Annotated in this window: 11 protein-coding genes; 3 read left to right on the forward strand and 8 right to left on the reverse strand. The window is 69.2% G+C overall.

Annotated features, from left to right (window positions below):
* Positions 1-25: 25 nt before the first annotated feature.
* The 3 genes from EV675_RS06685 to EV675_RS06695 are packed head-to-tail and all read right to left on the reverse strand — an operon-like array spanning position 26 to position 3,998.
* Positions 26-1,078 carry an ABC transporter substrate-binding protein gene (locus tag EV675_RS06685; protein ID WP_130356538.1) on the reverse strand — a complete coding sequence of 351 codons (1,053 nt, stop codon included), beginning with the start codon at positions 1,076-1,078 and terminating at the stop codon, positions 26-28.
* A 29-nt stretch (positions 1,079-1,107) separates the two neighbouring features.
* A complete protein-coding gene (locus tag EV675_RS06690) occupies positions 1,108-2,844 on the reverse strand; it encodes an ABC transporter permease (protein ID WP_165404467.1) in 1,737 nt (578 codons plus the stop codon).
* Complete coding sequence (locus tag EV675_RS06695) at positions 2,841-3,998, reverse strand: ABC transporter ATP-binding protein (RefSeq protein WP_130356540.1); 1,158 nt, start codon at positions 3,996-3,998, stop codon at positions 2,841-2,843. Before EV675_RS06695 ends, EV675_RS06690 begins: the two co-directional genes overlap by 4 nt.
* Before the next feature lie 167 nt (positions 3,999-4,165).
* Between EV675_RS06695 and EV675_RS06700 the strand changes: the two genes are divergently transcribed.
* Both EV675_RS06700 and EV675_RS06705 read left to right on the forward strand, forming a co-directional pair.
* Positions 4,166-4,957 (forward strand): IclR family transcriptional regulator, encoded by a 792-nt coding sequence (locus tag EV675_RS06700; RefSeq protein WP_165404468.1) that lies wholly within the window; start codon positions 4,166-4,168, stop codon positions 4,955-4,957.
* Between the two features lie 41 nt (positions 4,958-4,998).
* On the forward strand, positions 4,999-6,162 hold the full coding sequence (locus EV675_RS06705) for an enolase C-terminal domain-like protein (RefSeq protein ID WP_130356542.1): 1,164 nt from the start codon (positions 4,999-5,001) through the stop codon (positions 6,160-6,162).
* Here the strand turns inward: EV675_RS06705 and EV675_RS06710 are convergent.
* Genes EV675_RS06710 through leuC form a run of 3 tightly spaced genes read right to left on the reverse strand, consistent with a single transcriptional unit; the run spans position 6,159 to position 9,192 of the window.
* Complete coding sequence (locus tag EV675_RS06710) at positions 6,159-7,151, reverse strand: tripartite tricarboxylate transporter substrate binding protein (RefSeq protein ID WP_165404469.1); 993 nt, start codon at positions 7,149-7,151, stop codon at positions 6,159-6,161. The genes EV675_RS06705 and EV675_RS06710 overlap by 4 nt on opposite strands.
* A complete protein-coding gene (gene leuD / locus EV675_RS06715; RefSeq protein ID WP_130356544.1) occupies positions 7,148-7,789 on the reverse strand; it encodes a 3-isopropylmalate dehydratase small subunit in 642 nt (213 codons plus the stop codon). The genes EV675_RS06710 and leuD overlap by 4 nt, the downstream gene beginning before the upstream one ends.
* The gene (gene leuC / locus EV675_RS06720) at positions 7,786-9,192 is read right to left on the reverse strand and encodes a 3-isopropylmalate dehydratase large subunit (RefSeq protein WP_130356545.1); all 1,407 of its coding nucleotides are present in this window, start codon (positions 9,190-9,192) and stop codon (positions 7,786-7,788) included. The genes leuD and leuC overlap by 4 nt, the downstream gene beginning before the upstream one ends.
* 143 nt (positions 9,193-9,335) lie before the next feature.
* Between leuC and EV675_RS06725 the strand changes: the two genes are divergently transcribed.
* The gene (locus EV675_RS06725) at positions 9,336-10,067 is read left to right on the forward strand and encodes a GntR family transcriptional regulator (protein ID WP_165404470.1); all 732 of its coding nucleotides are present in this window, start codon (positions 9,336-9,338) and stop codon (positions 10,065-10,067) included.
* Positions 10,068-10,077: 10 nt separating this feature from the next.
* On the opposite strand, the gene mutY is transcribed toward EV675_RS06725, so the two are convergent.
* Together mutY and mutM are read right to left on the reverse strand one after the other, a co-directional pair.
* Positions 10,078-11,148, reverse strand: coding sequence for an A/G-specific adenine glycosylase (gene mutY / locus EV675_RS06730; protein ID WP_207221920.1), 1,071 nt, complete (start codon positions 11,146-11,148; stop codon positions 10,078-10,080).
* Positions 11,149-11,324: 176 nt separating this feature from the next.
* The gene (gene mutM, locus EV675_RS06735; RefSeq protein WP_130356547.1) at positions 11,325-12,146 is read right to left on the reverse strand and encodes a bifunctional DNA-formamidopyrimidine glycosylase/DNA-(apurinic or apyrimidinic site) lyase; all 822 of its coding nucleotides are present in this window, start codon (positions 12,144-12,146) and stop codon (positions 11,325-11,327) included.

The following is a 12,146-nucleotide window of genomic DNA, read 5'->3' on the forward strand; positions in this document are numbered from 1 at the left end:
GCGCCTCCTTCCGCGTCGTGGCAGTTCAGTGGGCGACGCCCAGGGCCTTGGCCAGGGCACGCTTGCGTTCCTCGGGCACGTTGAAGCGCATCTCCACGCCTTCGCGCACGGCGATGCAGCCGCGGCTGTTGTCCGGCGCCATCGCCAGCGAGGTGGGGCTGATCGAGCAGGTCAGCTTGAGCGCCTCTTCCGACAGCAGCCAGTTCAGGTAGAGGCGCGCCGCGTTCGGATGCGGGGCGTCCGCGACGATGGCGATGCTGCGGGGCGACACGATGGCCGGCCCTTCCAGGTACTGGACGGCGATGGGCGCCTTCTTCTCCAGCAGCCGGGCGGAGAAGGACGCGAAGGTGGGCGCGTTGAAGATGTAGGCGCCCGCCGCCACCATCTGCGCGCCCGAGGCGCCGCTTTGCGTGATCTTGTAGTTCTGCCCGGCCAGCTTGCGCAGCAGCTCCATGCCCTGGGCCCGTTCGACGGCATCGAGCCAGCCCATGTAGTTGTCGGCCACCTGCGGGTCGGTCAGCAGGAACCTGCCTTTCCATTTCGGATCGGCCAGGTCGGACCAGGTCTTGGGAACGTCCTGCGGTTTCAGCTGTTCGGTGTTGTAGGCCAGCGCGACGAGGTCGGTGGTCCAGACGAAATGCTTGCCGGCCGTGCGGAAGTCCGGCCACTTGCCCAGGTTGGGCAGCACCGACTTGTCGACGTTGGCGAAGCGCTCGGGACGCTGTTCGAACGGCACGGGGGAACTGACGCTGACGATGTCCGCCCGCACGTCCTTGGCGTCGTACTCGGTGGAGAAGCGCTGCATCAGCGGGCCGGTGGGAAAGCGGATGAAGCCGCCCTTGATGCCGTAGCGCTTCTCGAAGGCGGCAAGCAGCGTCTTGCTCTGGTTCTCGTCCGACGAGGAATAGATCATGAGCTGCCCTTCGGCCTGGGCGGCCTTGACGAGGGCGGCGGGCTGTTCCACGTCCTGTGTTCCCTGCGCCGCCGCCGGCTGGAACAGGGCCAGGGCGGCGCCCAGGGCGAGTCCGCCGGCGGCGCGCGGAAACAGGCGGGCAAGGGTGGATGCGGAGTCCGGCATGATCGTGTCTCCTTCCTGAAGGAATGCCGCTAGGCGGTCGCGGAGCGGGCGAAACGAGGGCGCCCCAACAGCAGCACGGCGGACACGGCGATGGCCGAGACGATGCCGATGATGCTGCCGATGGCGGCGAGCTGCGAATAGGTGCCGTTGTCGAACAGCGTGAGGATCAGGTAGCCGATGACCGGGTTGCGCGGGCCCGACAGGATCGCCGCCGCGTTCAGTTCGCCCAGCACCAGCGCGAAGATCGAGGCCCAGCCCGCCGCGAGGCCGGGCAGGATCAGCGGCAGCTGGACGGCGCGGAACGTGCGCGTGGGCGAGGCGCCGAATATGCGCGAGGCTTCGGTCAATTGATTGCCGACCTGCTGCACCGACGCTTCGGAAGCGATCGAGGCCGTGGGCAGGTAGATGGCCACGTAGGCCAGCAGCAGGATCAGCCAGGTGCCGCCCAGGCGCAAGGGCGCGAAGCCGAAGGCCACGAGCACGCCCACCGCGAAGACGATGTGCGGGATGGCGGCGGGCACCTTGGTGACGATGCCCAGCGCCTGTTCGCGCCGGCCGCCGGCGTGGCGCGCCACCACGGCGATCAGCCCCGCGGCCAGGACCGCGGCGGTGGCGGCGCAGATGGCCAGCATCGTGCTGTTCCAGATCGCGTCGCGCGCCGCGGACGAGGCGCCGAATTCCGCGAAGTTGTCGAACGCGAGATCGGCCAGCACGATGCGCGAACGCCAGAACGGCTGCAGCGCGACCACGATCAGCGCCAGCAGCGGCAGCACCGAGGTCAGCAGCACGTACAGCAGCACGGCCAGCCGGGCCGGCCAGCGCCAGCCGCCCAGCGCCAGCAGGTTGGGGCGCACGCCCATCCCGCCTATCTGCGCATGTCCGGTGCGCGCGGCGATGCGCCGCTGAAGCAGCCAGATCGAGGCGATCACCACCATCAACAGCAGCCCGATGATGACGGCCTGCGAGGTCTTGGGCGGATAGGAAAAATTCAGCAGGCGGTAGATGTAGACCGATAGCACCTCGATGCGCGCGGCGCTGCCTATCAGTGCCGCGATCGAATACAGGCCGATGCTGGAGATGACGCAGACCAGCACCGACGAGCCCACGGCATGGCGGATGGCCGGCAGCGAGACCTGCGCGAAGCAGCGCAGGCGGCCCTTGCCGCACATGCGTGCCGCTTCTTCCAGGCTCGGGTCCAGGCCGCTGAACGCGGCGGCGGCGATGACGTACACGTGAGGCACCGCCCACAGCGCGTACAGGAAGATCAGGCCGGCCCAGCTCTGGATGGCGACCCGGTCGGCCTCGACGGCGATGCCCGCCGCCTGCATTGCCTCGATCAGCGGGCGCGCCAGGAAGCCGGCGCGCGGGTCGGCCAGGAACAGCCAGCCTATGGCCATGGCGACCGGGGGCAGCAGGAGCGGGATGACCGGCAGCAGGCGGGACAGGCTGCCCCAGCGGGCATCCGTGCGCTCGATCAGCCACGCGAAGAACACTCCCACGGGCACGCCGATCACGGTCGTCGTGGCGGCCAGGATGACGGTGTTGCGCACGGCCGCGAGCAGGCCGGGGGCGGACAGCGTGTCGGCCCACAAGGCCCAGTCCGGGTGGCCGCCGGGCGCGACGGCGCGCACGACGATCAGGATGATGGGATAGAAGACGATTGCGCCCAGCGCCAGCAGCAGCGGCGCCATCAGCCAGGCGGCCGGCACGCGGTAGCGAGCGCGGGCGGCCGGCCGCGCAAGCTCCTGGGCCATGTAGGCGCTCATGCCGGGAACCATCGCAGCCCGTCGGTGGGCAGGGTGACGTCGATCGCATCGCCTAGCCGCACGGGCGCGCCCATCGGTCCGCGTCCCGCGGTCCAGGCCGTCATGGCGATGCCGGCGATCTCGAAACGCAGTTCCTGGCGGGCGCCGAAATAGATGGCGTCCCGCACGATGCCGGAGAAGCGCGGCCCGCCAGCGGGGGGCGCCGATCCGGCGGGCACGACGGCGATGCGTTCCGGCCGTATCGTCAGCCATCCCGCGTCGCCCGGCCGGGCGCCCGGAGGCACGCCGGCCACGGGCAGGCTGCCCAGCGGCGTGGAAACGGTCGCGCCGTTGCCGGCGACCGTTTCCACCCGGCCCTGCACGCGGTTGATTTCGCCGACGAACTCGGCCACGTACAGCGAGGCGGGGTGCTCGTAGACCTCGCGCCCGCTGGCCAGCTGGGTGATGCGGCCGCTCTCCATCACCGCCAGGGTGTCGGCCAGCTCCATGGCCTCTTCCTGGTCGTGGGTGACGTAGATGCCGGAGAAGTCCGCCTGCGCCTTCAGTTCCCGCAGTTCGCGGCGCAGCCGCCGCCTGACCTTGGCATCGATGTTGGACAGCGGTTCGTCGAACAGCATCACCGATGGCGAACCGACCAGGGCGCGCGCCAGCGCCACGCGCTGCTGCTGCCCGCCGCTCAGTTCGCCGGGGTAGCGGTGGTCCAGCCCCGCCACGCCCAGGCGTTCCAGCACGTCGGCCACGCGCGCCCGCACGTCGTCCTTGCCCATGCCCTCGAGCGAGGCCAGCGGGTAGGCCACGTTCTGGAACACCGTCATGTGAGGCCACAATGCGTACGACTGGAACATCATGCCGATGTGGCGATGCTCGGGCGCGACGAACACCTTGTCGCGCGACGAATAGACCGTGCGGCCGTTGATCCGGATCTCGCCCCGCGCCGGCTGTTCCAGCCCGGCGATGCAGCGCAGCAGGGTCGTCTTGCCGCAGCCGCTGGGGCCCAGCAGCACCACCAGTTCGCCCCGCCGCACGGCAAGGTCCACGCCATCCACCGCCAGCACGCCGCCATGTCCCTTCCGGTCGCCCGGATAGGTCTTGGTCAGCCCGCTGACTCGTACGATCGCATCGCTCCCGGCAGGGAGTCCTGTCGCTGAGGCCAAGGTGTCTTCCTCCAGATCGGGTGTCGCGCTACAGTCGCCACCAGTCTTTTTGGTTGTTTGTTCAATCTATCACGAAAACAAAAAAATATTGAACAGAAAAAATAAAAAATGGCTTTGATGGTGTAAATTTAGACTATCTGTCCAAAATGTGGACAAAGGAAGGAAGTGTGTCAGCAGTCACAGGCAAGATCCAAGGCGACCGGAGCCAGGGCGAAGACGCCACGCCCAGCGCCGTCAAGACACTGGGCAAGGCCCTGACCGTGCTCGAAGCGGTGGCGCAGTGCGAACATCCGCCCACCGTGGGCGAGCTGGCGGCGGTGGTGGGGCTGGCGCGGCCGACCGTGCACCGGCTGGTCCAGACGCTGGTCGGCACCGGCTTTCTGCAGCAGAACGCCAACGATGCCCGGGTCAGCATCGGCTTCGCCGTGCTGCCCCTGGCGTCCTCGCTGCTGGACAACAACCGGCTCAGGCTGGAGGCCCTGCCGCACCTGCAGGCCCTGGCCCAGAAGATGAACGAGCGGGTCAACCTGGGCATCCTGCACAGGGGTCAGGTGCTGATCATCGGCGGCACCGAGAAACCCAACCTGCCCACCATCTATTCGCGCTTCGGCCGTTCGGTGCCGCTGCATTGCTGCGCGCTGGGCAAGGCCATGCTCGCGTTCATGCCGCCCGACCAGGCGCGCGCGCTGCTCGAGGCGCGCCCCATGGTCGCGCGCGCGCCCAACACGATCACGACCATCCCCGCCATGGAAAAGGAACTAGCCGCCATCCGCGAGCGCGGCTATTCGACCGAGCAGGGCGAGAACTCGCCCACGTCCAACTGCATAGGCGTGCCGCTGCTGGATCGCAACGATTTCCCGGTGGGCGCGCTCAGCGTAAGCGGGCGCTCGATGGAAGCCCTGAAGAAGGATGCCGGCGAGGCGCTGGCCACGGCGGAGCTGATTTCGCACCTGCTCTAGGCCCGTGTTCCGGTCCGGGGCGATCACCAAGGAGTGCCTGCATGAAGATCCAATCGGTGGAGATATGCAAACTCGAACTGCCTCCCCGGACCTTGCCGACCCCGCCGCGGCGGCCCAGCTATAACCAGACGGCCCGGCGCGCCTTCCCGATCAACAAGTACCCGGAGTTCCCGCGCCAGTTGCGCAAGATCCCGGGCGAGGTCGCCGACGAGGCCTGGATCCGGGTGACGGCCGAGGACGGCACGTGGGGCGTGGGCCTGTGCCACTGGGGGACGCTGATCGCGCCGCTGGTGCGCGGGCACTTCGCGCCGCTGCTGGAAGGCCGAGACTGCCTGGCCACCGAGTTCCTGAACGATCTGATGTGGCGGTCGTGCCAGCGCTTCGGCGCGACCGGGCTGGCCTCGGTGGCGCGCAGCGGCATCGACCTCGCGCTATGGGACCTGAAGGGCAAGCTGCTGGGGTTGCCCGTGTACAGCCTGATCGGCGGTCCCTGCCGCGAGTGGATAGACTGCTATTGCACCAGCGACGACCTCGACTGGACGATGGAGCTGGGGTTCAAGGCCTTCAAGATCAGCAATCCGGTCCACTACGAAGAAGGCACCGAAGGCATCAATCGCCTGGAAGAGAAGGTGGCCAAGGCGCGCGAGACGGTCGGGCCGAACGCCGACCTGATGCTCAATCCGGTGATGTCCTTCAACGTCGATTTCGCGGTGCGGCTGATGGAGCGGTTGCTGCCGTATCGCCTGCGCTGGATCGAAGAGCCCCTGATGCCGCACGATACCGACGGCCTCGCGCAATTGAAGCGGGCCGTTCCCACGCTGCCCATCGCCACCGGCGAAGACCACAAGGGCCGGCACGCCTTCCGCGAACTGATAGACCGCCGCTGCGTGGACGTGCTGCAGCCCGACCTGCGCTGGTTCGGCGGCCTGACCGAGGCGCTGAAGGTCTACACCCTGGCCGAGGCCGCGGGCCTGTCGACCTTCCCGCATTCGGGCGCCAGCCTGCCCTTCGGCCAGCATTTCCATTTCGCCATGCCGGAAACCCAGCTCGCGGAATACTGGTTGGGATCCGACGTGGGCGTGCCGCTGGCCGAGGCCATGCGCCTGCCGGGCGTGCAGGTGCCGGTGGACGGCAAGGTCAGGCCGTCGGATGCGCCCGGCTTCGGCATCGACCTGAAGAAGGAATGGCTGCGGCCCTGGCCTTAGTCCATCAGCTTGATCCCGGCGCTCTTGGCCACGCTGCGGGTGCTGTCGATTTCCCGGCGGATGAAGGCGTCGAACTGCGCCGGCGTGGATGCGACCACGTCGGTGCCCCAGGCGTTCATCTGCTGCACGACGTCCGGCCGCTTGATGGTCGCGATCAGGTCGGCGGACAGTTTCTGCGCGACGTCGACGGGCAGGCCGGCCGGCGCCACGAAACCGAAGATGCTTTCGTACGCGTAGCCCGGCACGCTTTCCCCTATGGTCGGGAAGTCCGGGTGCGCGGGGCTGCGCTGGCCGTTGGCGATGGCCAGCAGTTTCAGCCTGCCCGACTGGATGTGGGGCAGCGCCGACTCCAGGATGACGAAGCCCAGCTTGACCCGCCCAGGCAGCAGGTCGTTGTAGGCCGGCGCGCTGCCGTTGTAGGGCACGTGGGGCATGTCCAGGCCGGCCTTCACCTTCAGCAGTTCCCCGGCGACGTGGGTGGCCGTGCCTATGCCCAGCGAGGCGTATTCCAGGCGCCCCGGTTCGGCGCGCACGAGCTTGACCAGTCCCGGCACGTCGCTGGCGGGCAGCGATGGATGGGCCACGAGCGCGATCACTGCCGATCCCAGCTGCGTGAGCGGCGTGAAGTCCTTCAGCGTGTCGTAGGGCAGCGTGCTGCGCAGCGCGGGATTGATGGTGTGCGAGCTGATGACCAGTCCGAACGTATAGCCGTCGGGAGCGGCCCGCGCGATGGCCTGGGTGCCGATGATGGCGCCCGCGCCGGCGCGGTTTTCCACCACGACGCTCTGGCCCCAGCGTTCGCCCAGCTTCATCGCGATCAGCCGCGCCATGCCGTCGGTGGCGCCGCCCGGCGGCATGGGCACGATCATCCTGACGGGCTTTTGGGGATAGGTGGCCTGCGCGCGCAGCGCGGGCGACAGCGCCAGGGCGGCCGTCGCGGCCAGCCACTGGCGGCGCCGGATGTCCGGCGAACAGGACGAGGTCGTCATGTCGATTCCTTGGGCGTGAAGGGAAGGTGGTGTATCCATGGCCGGCGCAACGCGTCGTGCCGCTGGAAGTCGTCGATGAGGTCCTTGCGCTTGAAGGTCTGCGCGATCGGGTCGAGCCCTTCGAGCAGGGCCTCGCGGCGCAGGGCCTGGATGTCGAAACCGATGCGCGCGCCGTCGGCGCCGGCCACGAAGCATTGCCGCAGGTCCACCGTCATGGGGGCGCCGGGGTGGCTGCGCGCCTGCGCCGCCAGCGACTCCACGTCGGCGCGCGGCAGGCGCACGGGAAGCAGGCCGTTCTGGAAGCAGTTGCCGTAGAAGATATCGCCGAAGCTGGGCGCGATGACGCAGCGCACGCCCAGCGCCAGCAGGGCCCAGACCGCGCCTTCGCGCGAGCTGCCGCAGCCGAAGTTGGCGCCGGCCAGCAGGATGCGCGCATGCCGGGTGGCCGGCTGGTTGAAGACGAAATCCGGATCTTCCGTGCCGTCCGGGCGATAGCGCAGGGACTCGAAGCAATACGGGCCCAGTTCGTCGCGCGCGACGCCGTTGAACAGGGGCTCGACCCGGATGATCAGGTCGGTGTCGATGTTGTCGCGCAGCAGCGGCGCGGCCACGGATTCCAGGCGGTCGAAGGGCGTCATGCCAGGCTTGCCTCGAAGTCGCGGACGTCGCAGATCGCTCCGGCGACGGCCGCTGCCGCGGCCATGGCCGGGCTGGTCAGGTGGGTCCGCGCGCCGGGGCCCTGGCGGCCCACGAAGTTGCGGTTCGATGTCGAGACGACCCGCTGGCCGCGCGCGGCCAGGTCGCCGTTGGCGGCCAGGCACATGGAACAGCCGGGGTCGCGCCACTGGAAGCCGGCTGCCAGAAAGATTCCGTCCAGGCCTTCGGCCTCGGCGGCCCGTTTGACGCGTTCGGATCCGGGCACGACCCAGGCCTCGACGTGCGCGGCCACCTTGCGGCCCCGCGCGACGGCGGCGGCGCTGCGCAGGTCCGACAGGCGGGCGTTGGTGCAGGAGCCGATGAAGACCCGGTCGATGGGCGTGCCGGCGATGCGCTGGCCCGGGTTCAGCCCCATGTAGTCGAGCGCGGCCTGCACGGCGTGCCGGCGCTGCGCATCGTCGATGCCGGCGGGGTCGGGCACGATGCCGTCGATGGCCACCACCTGTTCGGGGCTGGTGCCCCAGGTGACCTGCGGCGCGATGCCGGCCATGTCGATCAGCACCTCGCGGTCGAAGCGCGCGTCGGCATCGGAGCGCAGCGTGCGCCAGTAGGCGACCGCGGCTTCCCAGTCCCGCCCCGCGGGAGCGTAGGGCTTGCCGCGCAGATAGGCGCAGGTTTTCTCGTCGGGGGCGACCATGCCTATCTTCGCGCCCAGTTCGACCGAGAGGTTGCATAGCGTCAGCCGGGCTTCCACGTCCAGCGCGGATACGGCCTCGCCCGCGTATTCGATGGCGTGGCCGGTGCCGCCGGCCGTGCCGACCACCCCGGCGGCATGCAGGATCATGTCCTTGGCCGAGACGCCCGGGGCGGCCTGGCCGGCGAAGCGTATCCGCATGTTCTTCGGCTTGGCCTGGACCAGGGTCTGGGTGACGGCGACGTGCACGAACTCGCTGGCGCCGATGCCGAAACCCAGCGCGCCCAGTCCGCCGTGGGTGCAGGTATGGCTGTCGGCGCACACGACCAGGGCGCCCGGCAGCGTCAGTCCCTGTTCCGGCCCCATGACATGGACGATGCCCTGGGAGCCGCTGCCCACGTCGAAGACCCGGATGCCGCGCGCCTGCGCTTCGCGGCGCAGGTCGCCCAGCAGCCGCACGCCCTGGGGCGTCGGGCTGGCGCGCCCCGGCAGGGTGGAGACGGAATGGTCGGGAGAGGCGAAGGCCAGTTCCGGATTGCGCATTTGCAGGCCGCGCCGGCGCATGTCGACCAGTGCCTTGCTGCCCGCGTCCGTGATCAGGTGCCGATCCACGTGCAGCAGCGCGAAGCCGTCACCCAGATCGGCGACCACGTGGTCGTCCCAGATCTTGTCGAAGAGCGTACGCGGCATCGGCACCATCTTTCCCCATCCCCATCCAGGGGTGAAATCGTATAATCATTATGACAACATAACAAATTTTGTGCAAAGCGGGTCCCATGCGACCGGCGTGCCACAATGGCGCTCCACGGCATGACCCGTGGCCCCGCGCACCCATGCAGAAACTCAGCCGAAGCCTAGGAACCCCGCTCCACCACCAGATCGCCGCCGTCATCAAGGACGGCATCGCCAACGGACGCCACCAGCCCGGCGAGCGGCTGCCGACCGAGGACGCCTTGTGCAGGCTCTTTTCCGTCTCGCGCATCACGGTGCGGCGGGCGATGCAAGGCCTGGAAGAGCAGGGGCTGATCGAGCGGCGCCAGGGGGACGGCACCTTCGTGGCCGAATCGGCGGCGGTGGTGTCCTTGCAGACGCCGCTGTCGGGCTTCATGGCCCAGGTCGCGGAAAGCCGCGCGCTCAGCACGCCGCGGCTGCTGTCCTTCCAGGAAGTGGAGGCGCCGCTCCAGGTGCAGACCGGCTTGATGCTGCAACCGGGCGAACGCGTGATGAAGCTCGTGCGCCTGCGCACGCGCGGCAACCTGCCCATCCTGCACAGCACGGCCTGGCTGCCGGTGGACATCGCCGCACATTTCCAGCCCGGGGACTTTTCCCGGCAGGCGTTGAGCGAATTGATGACGCGGGCCGGCTTTCCCTATTTCAGGATAGAAGCGGCCGCGGGCGCGGCGCTGGCCGATCCGGTCCTGGCCCGCGATCTGCAGGTGCCCATCGGGTCGGCGCTGGTGGACGTGCGGCGCGTGGCGTTCGACCGGCACGGCCGGGCAATCGAGTACCAGCACGTGCTGGGCCCGTCCGACCGCTACCAGATGCGCGTGACGATGCGCGGGTAGTTCCTGGTCCTCAGGCCTGGAACAGGTCGTTGCGGCCGAACAGTCCGCTCAGCAGTTTCTTCACCGGCGCGGGCAGCGCCGCGTCGGCCAGTTCGCCGTGCGGCAGCCAGACCTGCGGATGGTCCCCTTCGCGCAGGGCCAGCGAACCCGCCTGCACGTGCCAGGGCTCCACGTGCAGCTTGAAGTGAGTGAAGGTGTGCGAGAACACCGGCAGCCGGATGGTCTCGGCCGGCGCCACCCCCAGGATGCGGCAGGCTTGCGCGGGATCCCCGTCGGCGAATTCCGGCAGGCTCCACAGGCCGCCCCAGATGCCCGGGGAAGGCCGGCGCTGCAACAGGATCTCGCCGGCCTTCTCGATCACCAGCATGCCGGTATGCCGCTCGGGCACGGCCTTGCGTTCGCGCGGCGTGGGCAGTTCGTGCTGCCTGGCCTCGCGCAGCGCGACACAGGTCTCGCGCACGGGACAGCGCCCGCAGTCCGGATCCCCGCGCGTGCACAGCGTGGCGCCCAGGTCCATCAGGCCCTGCGTGTAGCGCCGCATTTCATCGGCCGCCCCGGGCCCGTCGGCCGGCACCTCGGCATGCGCGATGGCCCACATGCGCTGTTCCACCGCGCGTTTGGTGGGGTCGCCCTCGATGCCGAAATGGCGCGCGAAGACCCGCTTCACGTTGCCGTCCAGGATGGGGCTGCGCTCGCCATAGGCGAACGCGGCGATCGCCGCCGCCGTCGAGCGGCCGATGCCGGGCAGGGTCTCGATGTCCGCCGCCGTGGGCGGAAACCGCCCGCCCCAGTCCGACACGACCTGCCGGGCACAGGCGTGCAGGTTCCGCGCCCGCGTGTAATAGCCCAGCCCCGCCCACAAGGCCATGACCTCGCCTTCGTCGGCGGCGGCCAGGTCGGCCACCGCGGGAAATTTCGCCAGGAAGCGCTCGTAATACGGAATCACGGTCGCGACCTGGGTCTGCTGCAGCATGATCTCCGACAGCCAGATGCGATACGGATCCTGCGTGTTCTGCCAGGGCAGCGTATGCCGCCCGTTCTGGCGCTGCCACTGCGCCACGCGCCGGGAAAAAGCAATCATGTCATGTGTTCCATCTAGCTGCTGCGCGCCCCGGAGTGTACGGCCACCGGCTACGCCATGCCACGGCAAATACGCCAGTTGGCGCCAGCCTATTGTTTCCCCAGGATGCGGTGGATCCGGCTCCGCCGGTCCACTCGCATCGCCCCCTGGGGGGCGCGCGAAGCGCGTAGGGGGGGTCACCTTTGGCATTTAGGGCAGTAATAGGTCGCCCGTTGTCCTTGTACCAGCCTGCGGATCGGCGTCTCGCACACCCGGCAGGGCTGGCCCGCCCGGTCGTAGACCCGCGCGTCGATCTGGAAATAGCCCGATTCGCCTCCCGCGCCCACGTAGTCGCGCAGCGAGCTGCCGCCGGCCCGGATGGCGTCGTCCAGCGTGGCGCGCACCGCTGCCGCCAGCTTGTCGTAGCGGGCCGCCGAGATGCGTCCGGCGGCGGTGCGCGGGTGGATGCCGGCGCGGAACAGGCTTTCCGATGCATAGATGTTGCCGACCCCGACGACGATGTCGCCCATCAACAGGGCCTGCTTGATGGGGGCGCTGCGGCGGCGGGTGTGGCGGAACAGCCAGCCGCCGTCGAAGCGGTCATCGAAAGGCTCGATGCCCAGGCTGGCCAGCAGGGGATGGCTTTCCACCGGTCCGGCCGCCGCGTCGTGCCACAGCACCGCGCCGAAGCGCCGGGGGTCGTGCAGGCGCAGGACCGCCTGGTCGAACACCCAGTCGACGTGGTCGTGCTTGCGCGGCGCCTCGTCCGGATGCACGTGGCGCAGCGAGCCTGACATGCCCAGGTGGACGATCAGCCAGCCATGCTCGAATTGCATCAAAAGGTATTTGCCGCGCCGGCCCGTGGCCAGCACGCGGCGCCCCTCGACCAGGGCGGCGAGACCGGCGGGAACGGGCCAGCGCAGGCGGGGTTCGCGCACGATCAGGCGGCGCAGTTCGCGCCCTTCCACCGTGGGCGCGATGCCCCGGCGGGTGGTTTCTACTTCGGGAAGTTCGGGCAT

The organism is Pigmentiphaga kullae (assembly GCF_004216695.1).
Lineage (GTDB): Bacteria > Pseudomonadota > Gammaproteobacteria > Burkholderiales > Burkholderiaceae_B > Pigmentiphaga > Pigmentiphaga kullae.